This window comes from Umezawaea sp. Da 62-37 (assembly GCF_032460545.1).
In the GTDB taxonomy this organism is placed as follows: Bacteria; Actinomycetota; Actinomycetes; order Mycobacteriales; family Pseudonocardiaceae; genus Umezawaea.
Genome location: NZ_CP135965.1, coordinates 1,898,155 through 1,913,308, shown reverse-complemented (window position 1 = coordinate 1,913,308; position 15,154 = coordinate 1,898,155). Strand labels below are relative to the sequence as shown.

Annotated in this window: 14 protein-coding genes; 13 read left to right on the top strand and 1 reads right to left on the bottom strand. The window is 70.8% G+C overall.

Annotation, left to right across the window (positions count from 1 at the left end; genetic code table 11):
• Positions 1 to 14: 14 nt before the first annotated feature.
• Positions 15 to 890, bottom strand: a complete 876-nt coding sequence (locus RM788_RS08140; RefSeq protein ID WP_315930925.1) for an LLM class F420-dependent oxidoreductase — start codon at positions 888 to 890, stop codon at positions 15 to 17.
• A 118-nt stretch (positions 891 to 1,008) separates the two neighbouring features.
• Here RM788_RS08140 and RM788_RS08135 point away from each other — a divergent pair, with 118 nt between their 5' ends.
• The 13 genes from RM788_RS08135 to RM788_RS08075 all read left to right on the top strand — a co-directional run bounded on the left by RM788_RS08135 (position 1,009) and on the right by RM788_RS08075 (position 15,153).
• Positions 1,009 to 3,186 carry an acetate--CoA ligase family protein gene (locus tag RM788_RS08135; RefSeq protein ID WP_315930923.1) on the top strand — a complete coding sequence of 726 codons (2,178 nt, stop codon included), beginning with the start codon at positions 1,009 to 1,011 and terminating at the stop codon, positions 3,184 to 3,186.
• On the top strand, positions 3,183 to 3,953 hold the full coding sequence (locus tag RM788_RS08130; RefSeq protein WP_315930922.1) for an enoyl-CoA hydratase/isomerase family protein: 771 nt from the start codon (positions 3,183 to 3,185) through the stop codon (positions 3,951 to 3,953). Before RM788_RS08135 ends, RM788_RS08130 begins: the two co-directional genes overlap by 4 nt.
• A complete protein-coding gene (locus RM788_RS08125; protein ID WP_315930920.1) occupies positions 3,950 to 5,101 on the top strand; it encodes an acyl-CoA dehydrogenase family protein in 1,152 nt (383 codons plus the stop codon). The genes RM788_RS08130 and RM788_RS08125 overlap by 4 nt, the downstream gene beginning before the upstream one ends.
• Positions 5,098 to 6,159: an acyl-CoA dehydrogenase family protein gene (locus RM788_RS08120; RefSeq protein WP_315930919.1), complete on the top strand. Its 1,062-nt coding sequence runs from the start codon at positions 5,098 to 5,100 to the stop codon at positions 6,157 to 6,159. Before RM788_RS08125 ends, RM788_RS08120 begins: the two co-directional genes overlap by 4 nt.
• Positions 6,156 to 6,935 carry an enoyl-CoA hydratase/isomerase family protein gene (locus tag RM788_RS08115; RefSeq protein WP_315930918.1) on the top strand — a complete coding sequence of 260 codons (780 nt, stop codon included), beginning with the start codon at positions 6,156 to 6,158 and terminating at the stop codon, positions 6,933 to 6,935. Before RM788_RS08120 ends, RM788_RS08115 begins: the two co-directional genes overlap by 4 nt.
• Positions 6,936 to 7,009: 74 nt before the next feature.
• Positions 7,010 to 8,335: an ABC transporter substrate-binding protein gene (locus tag RM788_RS08110; RefSeq protein WP_315930917.1), complete on the top strand. Its 1,326-nt coding sequence runs from the start codon at positions 7,010 to 7,012 to the stop codon at positions 8,333 to 8,335.
• Between the two features lie 5 nt (positions 8,336 to 8,340).
• Complete coding sequence (locus RM788_RS08105) at positions 8,341 to 9,081, top strand: ABC transporter ATP-binding protein (protein WP_315930916.1); 741 nt, start codon at positions 8,341 to 8,343, stop codon at positions 9,079 to 9,081.
• A complete protein-coding gene (locus RM788_RS08100; RefSeq protein ID WP_315930915.1) occupies positions 9,078 to 9,986 on the top strand; it encodes a branched-chain amino acid ABC transporter permease in 909 nt (302 codons plus the stop codon). The genes RM788_RS08105 and RM788_RS08100 overlap by 4 nt, the downstream gene beginning before the upstream one ends.
• The gene (locus tag RM788_RS08095; protein WP_315930914.1) at positions 9,983 to 11,059 is read left to right on the top strand and encodes a branched-chain amino acid ABC transporter permease; all 1,077 of its coding nucleotides are present in this window, start codon (positions 9,983 to 9,985) and stop codon (positions 11,057 to 11,059) included. The genes RM788_RS08100 and RM788_RS08095 overlap by 4 nt, the downstream gene beginning before the upstream one ends.
• Positions 11,059 to 11,823, top strand: a complete 765-nt coding sequence (locus RM788_RS08090) for an ABC transporter ATP-binding protein (RefSeq protein WP_315930913.1) — start codon at positions 11,059 to 11,061, stop codon at positions 11,821 to 11,823. Before RM788_RS08095 ends, RM788_RS08090 begins: the two co-directional genes overlap by 1 nt.
• Positions 11,820 to 12,506, top strand: a complete 687-nt coding sequence (locus RM788_RS08085) for a TetR/AcrR family transcriptional regulator (RefSeq protein WP_315930912.1) — start codon at positions 11,820 to 11,822, stop codon at positions 12,504 to 12,506. Before RM788_RS08090 ends, RM788_RS08085 begins: the two co-directional genes overlap by 4 nt.
• Positions 12,507 to 12,613: 107 nt before the next feature.
• A complete protein-coding gene (locus tag RM788_RS08080; RefSeq protein WP_315930911.1) occupies positions 12,614 to 14,422 on the top strand; it encodes a flavin-containing monooxygenase in 1,809 nt (602 codons plus the stop codon).
• Entirely contained in the window at positions 14,419 to 15,153 is a 735-nt protein-coding gene (locus tag RM788_RS08075) for an SDR family NAD(P)-dependent oxidoreductase (protein WP_315930910.1), read from the top strand. Before RM788_RS08080 ends, RM788_RS08075 begins: the two co-directional genes overlap by 4 nt.
• Position 15,154: the final 1 nt, after the last annotated feature.

Below are 15,154 nucleotides of genomic sequence, written 5' to 3'. Positions count from 1 at the left end.
TCCTCTCCTGAGGGCTAGAACTTGGCGATCACGGTTTCCTGGAAGCGGGCCAGCTCGTCGGCGATGTGCTCGTGGTCGAAGAGCAGCGTCGAGATGGTCACCCGGTCCACGCCCAGGTCGGCGAGTCGGTGCAGGACGTCGAGGTTGGCCAGCTCGTCGCGCTTCTTGGTCCAGCGGCTGGTGATCTCGATGGCGTCGGGGTCGCGGCCGTGGGCGACGGCCTCCTTGCGGCACCGCCGGATCAGCACGTCGAGCCGGTCGAGGTCGTACCCGCCGGGGAAGAAGCCGTCGCCGAGCCTGCCCGCCCTGATGGCGGCGGGGACGGTGAAGCCGCCGATGTGGATCGGGACCGAGGACCCGTGGGGGCGCGGGGAGCTGACCACGCCGGAGAAGGCCACCGAGTCGCTGCTGAAGTCGGCCGGTTCGCCCGACCACAGGGCGCGCATCGCGCCGATCGTGTCGTTCATCCGGGGCCCGCGGTCCTCGAATCCGACGCGCAGCGCGTCGAACTCCTCGCGCAGCCAGCCCGCGCCCACGCCGAGCAGCGTCCGCCCGCCGGAGAGCCGGTCCAGGGTCGCGACCTCCTTGGCGGTGATCAGCGCGTTGCGCTGGGGGAGGACCAGCACGGCGGTGCCGAGCTTGATCGTCGTGGTGCGGGCGGCGGCGAACGCCATCCAGATCAGCGGGTCGGCGATCGGGTGGTCGGGGGCGAACGGGATCCGGCCGTCGGCGGTCTCGGGGTAGAGCGGCTCGTACTCGGTGGGCAGCACGACGTGCTCGATCGTCCACAGCGAGTCGAAGCCGGTGGCCTCCGCGGCGACCGCGACCTCCGCCGCCGCCTCCGGGTCCGCGAAGCGGCCGATGTTCCCGTGGGTCAGTCCGAATCTCATCCCGGCGACTCCTTGATCTTGTGTGTTCCAGAACACTACTTGACACTGAATTCAGGTTCAAGTTACATGCTCGCAACACCCCGCCAGTTCGAATCCAGTCCTCCACGGGAGCCGCCAGGTGTCTGACGCCGCAACGTTCGCCCCGCCCGGCGGACTCGCCGCCAGTTCCGATTCCACGACTGCCGACGACCTCTCCGCCCTGTTCCGGCCGAGGGCCATCGCCGTCCTCGGCGCGTCCGGCAGGCCGGGCAACCCCTTCGCCCGCCCGCTGACCTACCTGGTCGAGCACGGTTTCGCCGGTGCCGTCTACCCGGTGAACCCCGGCTACCAGACCCTCGAGGGCCTCACCTGCTACCCCTCGCTCGACGACCTGCCCGGCGAGGTCGACCTGGTCCTGATGCTGGTCTCCGCCTCCGAGGTCGTCCGGCTGCTGCCGGCGGTGGCCAGGGCGGGCGCGAAGGCCGCGGTCGTGTTCGCCTCCGGCTTCGCCGAGACCGGGCCCGACGGCCAGGCGCTCCAGGAGGAGCTGGTCCGGCTGGCCCGCCACCACGGCGTCCGGCTGCTCGGCCCCAACTGCCAGGGCCTCTTGGCGGTCCACGACCACGTGGTCGCGTCGTTCACCGCGGCGCTCGAACTGGGCGTGCCCGAGCCGGGCAACATCGCCTACATCGGCCAGAGCGGCGCCGTCGGCGGCTCGATCTTCAGCCTCGCCAGGGAGCGCGGCCTGCGGATCGGCACCTGGGCCAGCACTGGCAACCAAGCCGACCTCGGCGCCACCGAGATCGCGAACTTCCTCGTCGAGGACCCGCGGATCCAGGTGCTCACGATGTACCTCGAGAGCCCCGTGCCCGGCGCCGAGTTCGACCGGCTGACCGCGCGGGCGGCCGAGCTGGGCAAGACGATCCTGGTGCTCCGGTCCGCGCTGTCGGGCTCCGGCGCGCGGGCCGCCACCTCGCACACCGGCGCGATCATCGGCGACGACGCCGCGTTCACCGCGATGTGCCGCGAGCGCGGGGTGGTCCAGGCCGACGACGTCGAGGACTTCATCGCCACGGCCCACGCGCTGAGCGTGCTGCCGCGTTCCGGCGGCCACCGGCTCGGCATCATCACGACCTCCGGCGGCGCGGGCAGCCTCGCCGCGGACCAGGCCGAGGCGCGCGGCATGACCGTCGACGACCTCACCGAACCGGTGCAGCGCAGGCTCGCCCGAGTGGTCCCGGACTTCGGCGCGGTGACCAACCCGGTCGACGTGACCGCGCAGATGTTCAAGGCCAACGAGACCGACGGGTTCATCGCGGTGTGCGACGAACTGCTCGCCGACCCGACGGTCGACTCCGTCCTGGTCGTCCTGACCATGGTCACCGGCGACCTGGCCACGTCGATGGCGCACGGCCTGTGCGGGCTGTGGGCCCGCGCGACCAAGCCGGTCGTGGTCGTGTGGCTCGCCGCCCGCCAGCAGACCGCCGAGGCCAGGGAGATCCTGCGCGCCAACGGGATGCCGGTGTACGACTCGCCGCGCATGGGCGTCGGCGTGCTGCACGCACTGGCCACCAGCGTTCCGATGCCGTCCCAGCCGCTCGGACGGCAGTCGGACCTCGGGGTCGGGGACGTCCTCAGTGGACTGCGCGGCGGCGTGATCACCGAGCACGAGGGCGCGGAAGTGCTGACGGCGTTGGGGATCGACCGCCCGCGGGAGCGCCTGGTGAGTTCGGTGAACCAGGCCGCCGACGCGGCGCGCGCGCTGGGAGGGCCGCTGGTGATGAAGATCCAGTCGCCCGAGGTGGTGCACAAGACCGAACGCGGCGGAGTGCGACTGGGCGTCGGTGTCGGCGAGGCGGCGACGGTCTACAGCGACCTCGTCGACCGCTTCACGGCCGAGGGCACGACCGAGGTGCTCGTGCAGGAGCAGGTGGCCGAAGGACCCGAACTGCTCGTCGGGATCACCAACACCGAGCCCGGCTTCCCGCCGCTGCTCACCGTCGGCATGGGCGGTGTCACCACGGAGCTGTACCAGGACACCACGACCAGGCTCGCCCCCGTCGACGCGCGGGCGGCCAAGCAGATGCTGCTGGAGCTGAAGGCCGCGCCGCTGCTGACCGGGTTCCGGGGCAGGGAGGGCCACGACCTGGACGCGGCGGCCGAGGCGATCGCGACGCTCAGCAGGCTCGCGGTACTGGTGGGCGACCGGCTGGCCGAACTCGAGGTCAACCCGCTGCGACTGGTCGACGCCGGGAAGCGGGCGATCGCGCTGGACTTCCTCCTACGCCTAGGCCCTCTTGAGGAGACGACCGCATGACACCCGAGACACGCCTGGACATCGAGAACGGGATCGCCGTCCTCACCGTCAGCAACCCGTCCATCAAGAACGCGCTCACCCTGAAGATGGCGCACCAGCTCACCGAGTTCTGCGACCGGATCGACGCCGACCGCACCATCGGCGCCGTGGTCGTCCGGGGCGACGGCGGCACGTTCTGCTCCGGGGCAGACACCCGCTCGTGGAACGGGACCTACGCCGATCCCATGAGCGACAGCGCCTACGCCGAGACCGACGACATCTACGGGGCGTTCTACCGGGTCGGCCAGATCAAGGTCCCGACCATCTCCGCGGTCCGCGGGGCCGCGGTCGGCGCGGGGCTGAACCTCGCACTGGCGACCGACCTGCGGATCGTCGCGGACGACGCCCGGCTCATCGCGGGCTTCCTCAAGGCGGGCATCCACCCCGGCGGCGGTTTCTTCACCATCGCCTCCCGCGTGGCGGGGCGCGAGGCGGCCGCGGCCATGGGCGTCTTCAGCGAGGAGGTCTCCGGCACGCGCGCCGTCCACATGGGACTCGCGTGGGAGGCGGTCGCCGACGACCGGGTGGAGGCGCGGGCGCTCGAACTGGCCGGGCGGATCGCCGGTGATCCCGTGCTGGCCCGACGGGTGGCGAAGTCCTTCCGCGCCGAAGCCGACCCGTCACCGCTGCCGTGGTCGACGGCCATCGAGGTCGAACGCGGTGTGCAGATCTGGACCCAGGCCCGTCGACTCCGGGCCGACGGCGACGACCAGGGGGAGGGACGATGATCGAGTTCCGGCCCTCGGGCCTGACCGAGGACGAGGAAGCGCTCCGCGCCGAGGTGCGCGAGTTCGTGGCGGAGGAGTTCCCCAGCGGTACTTACCTGCCCGAGCTGGGCATCAACGCGGGCGCCGACGTGGAGTTCAGCCGCAGGCTGGCCGCCCGCGGCTGGATCGGCATGGTCGTGCCGCAGGAGTACGGCGGACCGGGCAGGTCGGCGACCGAGCGGTTCCTCGTCGTGGAGGAGCTGCTCGCGGCGGGCGCCCCGGTCGGAGCGCACTGGGTCGCCGACCGGCAGACCGCGCCGGTCATCCTGTCCTTCGGCAGCGAACGGCTCAAGCGCGAGTTCCTGCCCCGCATCGTCGGCGGTGACGCGTTCTTCTGCCTGGGCATGAGCGAACCCGACAGCGGGTCGGACCTCGCCTCCGTGCGCACCAGGGCGACCCGCACCGAGGGCGGCTGGCTGCTCAACGGCAGCAAGGTCTGGACGTCGGGCGCGCAGTACTGCCACTACGTGATGACGCTGTGCCGAACCTCCCCGCAGGAGGGGCGCAAGCACGTCGGGCTGAGCCAGCTGATCGTCGACCTGACGTCGGACGGCCTGACCGTGTCGCCCATCAAGCTGCTCAACGGGCAGCACCACTTCAACGAGGTCGTGTTCGAGGACGTCTTCGTGCCCGACCACATGGTGCTCGGCGAGGTCGGGTCCGGGTGGCACCAGGTCACCTCCGAGCTGGCCTACGAGCGCTCCGGCCCGGACCGATTCCTGACCACCTTCCCCGTGCTGCGGTACTTCCTGGACTTCCGCGACGTGGCGGGCCCGGAGGCGGAGCTGCGGCTCGGCGCGCTGGCCGCCCGGTACTGGGTGCTGCGCAACATGTCCCTGTCGATCGCCAGGTCGCTCGACGGCGGCGAGGTCCCCGCGGTCGAGGCGACCCTGGTCAAGGACCTCGGCACCTCCTTCGAGCACGACGTGCTCGACCTGGTCCGCGACCTCTCCGGCGGCGAGCAGGAGCCCGGTGGCGACCTGTTCGACCAGCTGCTGGCCGAGGCGACGGTCACCGCCCCCACCTTCACCCTGCGCGGCGGCACCAACGAGGTGTTGCGGACCGTCGCGGCCAAGCACCTGCTGCGCGAGAAGCGGAGGGCACTGTGACCGACGAACTCCAGCTCCTGGACGAGACCGTGCGCGCCATCTTCGCCAAGCACTTCGACCGGGACACCCGCGCCGCCACCGGCCGCGAGTTCCCGCGCGAGTTGTGGACGGTGCTGGACAAGTCCGGGCTGACCGCGCTCGGCGACGTCGAGTCCGGCGCGGGCCTGGCCGAACTGGTCGTCCTGGCACGGGCCGTCGGCCGGGCGGGCGCGCCGGTGCCGCTGGTGGAGTCGGCGGGACTGGCGGCCTGGCTCGTGACCGGGGCGGGCCTCGACCTGCCCCCCGGCCTTACGACCTGCGCGGCCGCCCACCCCGACGACGACCTGACCGTGGTCCGCGCCGGGGACGGCTGGACGGCGACCGGTGTGCTGCACCGCGTCCCGTGGGGCCGCGACAGCGACCAGGTGGCCGCGGTCGCGACGGGGGAGGGCACGACGTTCGCCGTGGTGCTGCCGATCCCCGACGACCTCCGGCGCGGGACCAACCTCGCCGACGAGCCGCGCGACACCGTGCGGTTCGACGGGGTCGCCCTCGCCGCGGACGCGGTGGCGCCGACGGCGGTCGACCAGGACGCCCTGCGCGAACGGGGTGCCGTGCTGCGCGCCGCCTCCATGGGCGGGGCCATGGAGGCCGCGCTGGAGCTGTCGCTGGCCTACGCCGGTGAACGCGAGCAGTTCGGCCAGCCGATCTCCTCGTTCCAGGCGGTGCAGCACCACCTCGTCGCCATCGCGGAGGAGACCATGTGCACGGGCATGGCCGTGCAGCTCGCGGTGTCCGCCTCCCCGGAGCAGACGTCGTTCGCGGTCGCGGCGGCCAAGAACACCGCGGGATGCGCCGCGCGGATCGTGACCAAGCGGGCGCACCAGGTCCACGGCGCCATCGGCGTCACCGACGAGCACGCGCTGCCGTGGTCCACCACGCGGCTGTGGGCGTGGCAGGACGAGTTCGGCACCACCCGCGACTGGGCGGCGCTGCTGGGCCGCGGTGTGCTCGCGGACGGCGGCGCGGGCCTGTGGCCGCGGCTCAGCGCCAGCGCGGGCACGGGTGAGGCGGGATGACCGCGCCGCTGCTGCTCGACGTCACCGACTCCGTGGCGACGGTGACCCTGAACCGCCCCGACCACCTGAACGCGCTCAGCTCGGAGCTGCAACGGGAACTGGTCGAGGTGTTCGCGGACCTGGACCGCGACGACTCCGTCCGGGTCGTGCTCCTGGCCGCGAACGGGGACCGCGCCTTCAGCGCCGGTGCGGACCTCAAGCAGATGAACGGGAACGACAAGGCGGGCGCGGCGGCGTACCTGCCGATGAGCGGACCGACGCGGAACCTCTACGAAACGGTGCTGGAGTGCGGGAAACCGACGCTCGCGGTGCTGCACGGCTGGGTCGTCGGAGGCGGCCTGGAACTGGCGATGGCGTGCGACCTGCGCATCGCCGCCGACGACGCGCGGCTGATGCTGCCGGAGTCGAAAGTGGGGCTGGGGGCGAACTTCGGCAGCCAGATGCTGCCGAGGCTGGTGCCGATGGGGATCGCGTTCCAGATGCTGTACCTGGGCGAGCCGCTGGACGCGGTCGACGCCCACCGGGTGGGGCTGGTCAACTGGCTGGCCCCGCGAGCGGAGTTGGCGGACCGGGCCCGCGGGATCGCGGCGCAGCTCGTCGAGCGCGCGCCGGTGACCCTGCGCCGCTACAAGGCGATGGTGCGGGTGGGCTCGACGCTGCCCATCTCGACCGCGCTCCGCCTGGATCCGGGTCCGAGTCCGTACACGAGCGCCGATCGGCTTGAGGGGGCCGCGGCGTTCGTCGAGAAGCGAAAACCGCACTGGACCGGTCGGTGAAACCGGTTTTCGCGAGCTTCAGCACCACAACTCCTCGGGCGCTACGCGCCTCCCGATGGCGAGAGGTTCCAACGATGGCCACCAAGAAGTCCCACGGTCTGCTCGACATCCAGGCGTCCCGGCGCCGCTTCCTGATGGGCGCGGGCGCGCTGGGCGCCACGGGTCTGCTGGCCGCCTGCGGCGACTCCGGTTCGGCCTCCGGCGGCAGCGGCGGCGACAACCCGATCACCGTCGGCTACGTCGCCTCCCTCACCGGGGCCACCGCGGCCTACGGCACGCAGACCCTCAACGCCCTCCAGCTGGCGGCCAAGGACCTCAACGGGCTGGGCGGGATCCTCGGCCGCCAGGTCGTCATCAAGGCCGTCGACAACCAGTCCAAGCCCGACGCCGTGCCCGCGCTGATGAAGCAGCTCGTGCAGGACGGCTGCAAGATCATCCTCGGTGCCTCCGCCAGCCCGCCCACCGTCGTGGCGGCGACGACCGCCGACCAGATCAAGGTGCCGTTGCTCGTCCCGATGGAGGCCGCGGCGTCGATCATCGGCGACGGCCGCAAGTACGCGTTCAAGCTCGAACCCACGATGCCCGACGAGAAGGGCTGGGCCGCCGCGTCGGTGCGCGCCGTCATGGCGGGCGCCAAGGCCGCGGGGAGCCCGGTGCGGACCGCGCTGATCGTCCACGCGAGCCTCGGCGCCTTCCCGGAGGCCAAGACCGCGTGGGAGCGCACCCTCAAGGACGAGTTCCCCGACGTCAAGCTGCTGGACACCATCTCCTACGACGAGTCGTCCACCAGCGACTACGCCCCGCTGGTGAGCCGCGTGCAGGCGGCGAACCCGGACGTGCTGATCTTCGGCGGCAACCCGCAGGGCACGTTCCAGTTCTACCCCGCGCTCAAGGCGTCCGGCTTCGTCCCGCGGGCGACCGTCGGCGTGCTGGGCGGCAACACCAACACCAAGTTCGTCGAGTCGGCGGGCGACATCGCGGAGAACGACCTGGCGGGCAGCTACTGGACCCAGAAGCTGAAGGCCAAGGAGGGCTCCAAGTTCTCGCCGCAGAAGTTCTACGACGACTACGTGGCGGCCTACGACGGCCAGAAGCCCGACGGCATCGGGGCGTGCTACTACTCGGCGCTCGCGGTCGCCGCCGAGGCGATGACCATCGCGGGCACGGCCGACGACTCGGAGAAGATCGCGCAGGCGCTGCGCAAGGTCGACTTCGACGGCCTCGGCGGCGACAAGAACGGCATGTACATCATCGGCCACGGCGTGAAGTTCGACGAGAAGGGCCTGAACACCAAGGCCGAGGGCATCGTGACCCAGGTGCAGGGCGGCGAGTTCATCCCCGTGTACCCGGAGAACGTGGCCACCGCCAAGATCGTCTACCCGCGTCCCGGAAGCAAGTAGCCACCATGGCGACCACGTTGGAGATCGAGGGCCTCAGCGTCAGGCGGGGCCGGTCCGAGGTGCTGCACCAGGTCGACCTGGTTGTCCACGAGGGTGAGTGCGTCTGCCTCGTCGGGTCCAACGGGGCGGGCAAGACTTCGCTGATCGAGGGCGTGCTGGGAATGCTGCCCGCCAAGGCCAGGACGCTGTCGTTCCTGGGGGAGTCGCTGCTCGGCGTCCGCCCCTGGGACCGGGTCCGCCGGGGCCTGGTCGTGGTCCCGCAGGACCGCGACCTGTTCTCCGGCATGACCGTGGAGGAGAACCTGAGGCTCGGCGCGATCGCGGTGGCCGACCGCACGTCGGTCGACACCGTGCTGGCCGAGATCTACGAGCTGTTCCCGCGGCTGTCCGAACGCGCGGAGCAGCTCGCCGGGACGCTCAGCGGAGGCGAGCGCAGCATGTTGGCCATCGGCCGCGGCCTGATGTCCCAGCCGAAGATGCTCGTCTTCGACGAACCCTCGCTCGGTCTGGCGCCCATGGTGGTCACGCTGATCATGAGCACCATCGCGCGGATCAACGAGCGCGGCACGACGGTGCTGCTGGTGGAGCAGAACGTGCACCAGGCGTTCGCCCTCGCCTCCAGGGCCTACGTCCTGGAGAACGGCCACATCGCCGGTGAGGGCCCGACCGACGAGCTGGCCGACTCGGAGCTGATGCGGCGCGGCTACCTCGGCAGCGCCGCGACCGGAGGGGTGGTGAAGGCATGAGCACGGTTCTCCAGCTGGCGTCCACCGGACTGCTGCAGGGACTGCTCTACTCGCTGATCGGCATCGGCCTGTACCTGGTGTTCACCGTCATGCGGGTGGTGAACTTCGCCCACGGCTACTTCGTGCTGATCGGGATGTACGGGGTGCTCACCCTCCAGCCGCAGGGGGTGCTCGCCTTCATCGGCGCGATCGTCGTCGCGGCGCTCGGCGGCGCGCTCGTCGGGTACCTGGTGCAGCGGTTCCTGCTGGAATCGGGGCTGGCCAAGGGCGGCCACAGCCAGCTGGTGATCACGCTGAGCCTGGGTATCGCCATCCAGTACCTGTTCCAGGTCCTGCACCCGGAACCGTTCGAGACGATCCCCAACCCGTACCCGTTCGAGGCGTTCACCTCGTCCGGCGTGACGATCAGCGCGCCCCGGATGGCCGCGGGCGTGCTGAGCCTGGTGCTCGTGCTGGCGGTGTCGTTCCTGGTCTACCGCACCAGGATCGGCACCATCATCCGCGGCTGCTCGGAAAGCCTCAACGGCGCGATCCACGTGGGCATCAACGTCCGCCGCGTCTACCGGCTGACGTTCGCGCTGGGCTGCGGGCTGGCGGCGATCGCGGGCGGCCTGCTGCTGCCGATCCAGCCGGTGTCGCCCGCGCTGGGGCTGGAGCTGACGATCAAGGCGTTCATCGTCGTGGTCATCGGCGGCGCGGGCTCGCTGTGGGGGACCGTCGCGGCGGGCGTCCTGCTCGGGCTCGCCGAGGCGCTCGGCAGCCTCTACGCGCCGGGGACCTTCGCCACGGCGCTGGTGTACGGGCTGTTCTTCCTGGTGATCCTGGTCAGGCCGCAGGGCCTGGTGGTACGGGCGACCGCGCGGATCAAGCCGCGGAAGGCCCTGACGAAGGTGGGTGTGGGATGACGAATCCGCTGCGGTACCTCGACACTCCACTGAGGAGGGTCAACGCCGTCGTCGTCGCGGTCGCCCTGGTCTTCGCGATCGTCTACCCCTACCTGGTCCCGCCGTCCATGATCGGTGTCGGGTTCGTCGCGCTCCTCTACGCGCTGCGCAACTTCACCTGGAACATCGCGGGCGGCTACGTCGGCCAGCTGTCGCTGGCGCACATCGTCGCGTTCGGCACGGGCGCGTTCTCGGTGGCGGTCCTGACCTGGCGCCACGAGGTCAACGCCTGGATCGCGCTGGTGGTCGGCGTCGTCATCGCCGCCGTGCTCGGGTTCCTGATCAGCCTGCTGATGAGCCGGTTCGGCGTGAACGCGTTCTTCCTGGCGCTGGGCACGCTCGCGCTGAGCCTCGCCGCGGCGGGCGTCGCCGCGTCGTGGACGTTCCTGGGCGACATCAACGGCATCTCCTACTCGGGCACCGAGGAGGGCTTCGCGCACCTCCAGTGGTACGTCGACCCGAGCGGCTTCTACTACACGACACTGGGTTTCCTCGTCGTGATCACCGCCGGGACCGCGGCGCTGATGAGGTTCACCCACTTCGGGCGGTCGCTGCCGTTCATCCGCGAGGACCCGGTGATCGCGGCCAGCATGGGCATCCACGTCGTGCGCAACCAGGCGCTCGCGATGGCGCTGAGCATGGGGCTCACGTCGATCGCCGGAACCCTGATCGCGCAGTACGTCCAGATCGTCAGCTACGACTCCGTGCTCACCGTGGAGATCGGCGTGGCCATGATGGTCGGCTCGATCATCGGCGGCGCGGGGACGCTGGCGGGCCCGATCGTCGCCGGGATCGGCATCGCCGTGCTGGAGGAGTTCCTCCGCTCGTTCGCGGTGTCCTCGGCCAACGTCAGCAGCTACACCCAGATCGCCTACGCCGTGGTGGTGATCCTCCTCCTGCGGTTCGGCACCGGCGGCATCATGCCGCTCTGGGAGGCGGGCGTGCGCGCGGTCTTCGGCAGCGGTCGCAAGAAGGCCGTGCCCGCCGCGTCGGAACAGCCGGTTGGGGAACTCGTCGACGGGAGGGTGGGCTGATGCTCAGCGTCGAGCACGTCGCCAAGAGCTTCGGTGGGCTGAACGTCCTGCACGACGTGACGTTCACGGCGGAGTCGGCCTCCATCACCGCGCTGATCGGACCGAACGGCGCCGGGAAGTCCACCCTGGTCAACATCATCGGCGGGGTGCTGCGCCCGGACGGCGGCAGCGTCCACCTCGACGGCGAGGACGTGACCGGCGTGCCGTCGGCGACCGCCTTCGCCAAGGGCATCACCCGGACCTTCCAGATCTCGGGCAACGTGGGCTCGCTCAACGTGTTCGAGTCGGTCGCGGTGGCGGCCTACCGGCAGGCCCGCGGCTACCGGCGGGCCAACGCGCTGGCCCGCGCGGAACTGGAGCGGTTCGAGCTGTGGGAGTACCGCGACCAGCAGCTGGGCAGCATCCCGACCGCGCTGACGAGGCTGGTCGACTTCGCCCGCGCGATGGTGTCGCGGCCCAAGGTCCTGCTGCTGGACGAGGTGATGGCCGGGCTCACCCCGCACGAGGTGGACCTGGTCATCAGGCAGGTCGGAACGTGCCGGGAGCAGGGCGTGGCGATCGTTATGATCGAACACGTCATGCAGGCCGTCGAGGCACTGGCGGACCACGTGGTCGTCCTGAACCAGGGCCAGGTGATCGCGAGTGGCTCACTCGGGGATGTGAGCCGAAACGCTGAGGTCGTCGAGGCGTACCTGGGTACACCTCCGTCCGAGCGCGACGAGGTCCGCGTCCCCGCCGACACTCCGGCAAAGGGGCAGCAGTGAGCTCAGCTACAGGCGATCCGTCGACGGGGGGAACGGCGCCCGCGACGATCGAACCCGACTGGAACGAGGGCATCCTGGTCCCGCGCAGCGAGCGCGGGTTCCGCACCCAGGAAAGACTTCTGGAGGCGGCGAGCGAGATCTTCGTGCGCGACGGCTTCCTGGACGCGAAGATCACCGACATCACGACGCTGGCCAAGATGTCGAGCGGTTCGTTCTACACCTACTTCGACTCCAAGGAAGCCATCTTCACGGCGGTCATCAAGAAGGTGAACGAGGGGCTGTACGTCGCGGCGTCGGTCCCCACCGGTTCGTCGCGGGACCCGTTGGAGCGCTTCGAACTCGTGACGCGGGCCTACGTGCGGGCCTACCAGGAGAACGCGGGCCTGCTGGCCATCCTGGAGCAGGTCGCGACGATCAGCCCGCGGTTCCGCGAGATGCGCCGCAACATCCGGCAGATCTTCCGGAACCGCTCGGAGAAGGGCATCCGTCGACTCCAGGGCGAGGGCAGGGTCGACCCGACGCTGTCCCCGCGCTGCGTGGCCGAGGCCATCACGTCGATGGTGAGCAACTTCTGCTACGTGTGGCTCGTCCTGGGCGAGGACTACGAGGAGGAAGAGGTCATCCAGACCTTGACCACCCTGTGGGCGTCCGGGATCGGCTTAACACCCGCGGTGGAGTCCTAGTTCCCGCACCCTGCACGGAGACGGATTCCCCCGCGGTTCGACGTCGGCGCCGACCGTGATCGAGGTCGTGCCCGAAAACCCCACGAACGGCGCGGAAAGGATTCCCGATGACCATCCCCGATGACACCCAGGGCCGACAGCGGCGGCGGATCGCCGAGGCCTGGCTGGCCGATCTCGACGCCGCGCTGGTCGGCCACGACCACGGCGCGGCGGCGGCGCTGTTCACGCCGGACTGCTACTGGCGCGACCTGCTGGCCCTCACGTGGGACATCCGGACGTTCCACGGGCAGGGGGAGGTCGAGGCGGCGCTCGGCGCGGCCCACGAACCCAGTGGGTTCACCGATCCCGTGCTGGAGGACGGTGATCCGGTCGAGGGGGTGATCGGCGACCGGACGGGGGTGGTCGAGGCGTTCTTCGGCTTCCGCACGGCGATGGGTCGCGGCAGGGGATTCGTGCGGCTGGTGGAGGACGGGACCGGCGCGGTCCGCGCGTTCACGTTCCTCACCACGTTGCAGGAGCTGGAGGGGTACCCGGAGAAGACCGGGATCCACCGGCGGCGGGACAACCGGCGCGCCGTCGACGGGGACAGGGAGAACTGGCTGGACCGCCGGATCGCGACGGCGGAGTTCGCGACGGAGGACCCCGAGGTCCTGGTGATCGGTGCGGGGCAGGCCGGGATCACGCTGGCCGCGCGGCTCGGGCAGCTGGGCGTGTCCACCCTGGTGGTGGACCGGATGGAGCGGATCGGCGACAACTGGCGCAACCGCTACCACTCGTTGACGCTGCACAACGAGATCTGCGTCAACCACATGCCGTACCTGCCGTTCCCGGACACCTGGCCGATCTACATCCCCAAGGACATGCTCGCGGACTGGTTCGAGTCCTACGCCAAGGCCCTCGAGCTGAACGTGTGGACCGGCGTCGAGTTCCTCGACGGCCACTTCGACGAGGGCGACCGGCGCTGGACCGTGCGGCTGCGCAGGCCGGACGGGACGATCCGGACGCTGCGGCCGAGCCACCTCGCGATGGCGACCGGGGTCAGCGGCATCCCCAACGTCACCTCGTTCGAGGGGATGGAGGACTTCCAGGGGCAGGTCGTGCACTCCAGCGGGCGCACCGAGGACCTCGACGTCGAGGGCCGCACGGCGCTGGTGGTCGGCGCGGGCAACAGCGCCCACGACATCGCGCAGGACCTCTGCCTGCGCGGCGCGGACGTGACGATGCTCCAGCGCTCGTCCACGACGGTCGTGAGCCTGGAACCCAGTGCCGCCAGGGTGTTCACGCTGTACAGCCAGGCCGAGGGCGTCCGGCCGCTGGAGGACACCGACCTGCGCAGCGCGTCCGTGCCCAACGCCCTGCTGCACGAGCTGCACGGCCCGTTGAGCAAGGTGATGGCCGAGGACGACAAGGAACTCCTCGACGGCCTGCGCGCCGCGGGGTTCGCGCTGGACAACGGCGAGGACGACACCGGGTTCTACCTCAAGCTGATCCGGTACTTCGGCGGGTACTACATCAACGTCGGGGCGTCGGACCTGATCATCGAGGGCCGGATCAAGCTCAAGCAGGGCAAGGGGATCGAGCACTTCACCACCGACGGGGTCGTGCTCGCCGACGGCAGCCCGGTGAAGGCGGACCTGGTCGTGCTCGCCACCGGGTTCAAGCCGATGCAGGAGGGCGTGCGGGCGCTGCTGGGCGACGAGGTCGCCGACCGGGTCGGACCCATCTGGGGGCCGGGTCCGGACTGGGAGCAGCGCGGCATGTGGTCGAGGACCGGCCAGGACAACTTCTACGTCCTCGGCGGCAGCTTCGCGATGTGCCGCATCTACTCGCGGTACGTCGCGCTCCAGATCAAGGCCGCCGTCGAGGGCATCGCCCCGCCGCGCTGGTCCACCACGGAAGTAGGGAGTGCGCGATGACCCAGGTGTGCGTCGTCAGCGGATCGGCACGGGGACTCGGCGCGGCCATCGCGGAGCGGATGAGCGAGGCGGGCTACGCGGTCGTCGGCCTCGACGTCGGCTACCCCGAGGACCGCGACCTGTCGACGTTGCCGGACAGGGCCGAGCCCGGCGTGTACCCCGTGCACGGCGACATCAGCGACCGGGAGGCGGTGCTCAAGCTCGTCGAGGTGGTCAACGAGCGGCTCGGCGGCCCGCACGTCGTGGTCAACAACGCCGCGTGGATCCACTACGCGCTGCTGCCCGACGTGGAGGAGGAGACCCTCGACCGGATGATCGCCATCGGCATCAAGGGCATGGTGTGGCTCAGCCAGGGGGCGGCCAAGGCCATGGGCGGCGACGGCGGTTCCATCATCAACATCACGTCGATCACCTCCACGACCGGGTTCCCGCGCGCCACCATGTACGGCGCGCTGAAGGGAGCCGGTGCCAGCATGACCCGGCAGCTGGCCGTCGAGCTGGCGCCGAGCGGCATCCGGGTCAACGCCGTCGCTCCCGGTTTCGTCCCCACGCCGGGGTCGCTGGGCGTGGTCGACGCCGCCGGCGTGGACCGCCGCGAGAGCCGCACCCCGCTGCGCTTGGCCACTCCGCAGGACATTGCCAACGCCGTGGCCTTCCTGGCCTCCGACCAGGCGGGCGCGATCACCGGCCAGACGCTCGTCGTGGACGGGGGCCTGACGGTGTCGCTCTGAG

What these genes read in the sequence shown, in the direction of transcription:
- RM788_RS08100 (WP_315930915.1), top strand. Translation starts at nt 9,078, where the DNA reads ATGAGCACGGTTCTCCAGCTGGCGTCCACCGGACTGCTGCAGGGACTG.
- RM788_RS08090 (WP_315930913.1), top strand. Translation starts at nt 11,059, where the DNA reads ATGCTCAGCGTCGAGCACGTCGCCAAGAGCTTCGGTGGGCTGAACGTC.
- RM788_RS08140 (WP_315930925.1), bottom strand. Translation starts at nt 890, where the DNA reads ATGAGATTCGGACTGACCCACGGGAACATCGGCCGCTTCGCGGACCCG.
- RM788_RS08075 (WP_315930910.1), top strand. Translation starts at nt 14,419, where the DNA reads ATGACCCAGGTGTGCGTCGTCAGCGGATCGGCACGGGGACTCGGCGCG.
- RM788_RS08080 (WP_315930911.1), top strand. Translation starts at nt 12,614, where the DNA reads ATGACCATCCCCGATGACACCCAGGGCCGACAGCGGCGGCGGATCGCC.
- RM788_RS08095 (WP_315930914.1), top strand. Translation starts at nt 9,983, where the DNA reads ATGACGAATCCGCTGCGGTACCTCGACACTCCACTGAGGAGGGTCAAC.
- RM788_RS08110 (WP_315930917.1), top strand. Translation starts at nt 7,010, where the DNA reads ATGGCCACCAAGAAGTCCCACGGTCTGCTCGACATCCAGGCGTCCCGG.
- RM788_RS08105 (WP_315930916.1), top strand. Translation starts at nt 8,341, where the DNA reads ATGGCGACCACGTTGGAGATCGAGGGCCTCAGCGTCAGGCGGGGCCGG.
- RM788_RS08130 (WP_315930922.1), top strand. Translation starts at nt 3,183, where the DNA reads ATGACACCCGAGACACGCCTGGACATCGAGAACGGGATCGCCGTCCTC.
- RM788_RS08115 (WP_315930918.1), top strand. Translation starts at nt 6,156, where the DNA reads ATGACCGCGCCGCTGCTGCTCGACGTCACCGACTCCGTGGCGACGGTG.
- RM788_RS08125 (WP_315930920.1), top strand. Translation starts at nt 3,950, where the DNA reads ATGATCGAGTTCCGGCCCTCGGGCCTGACCGAGGACGAGGAAGCGCTC.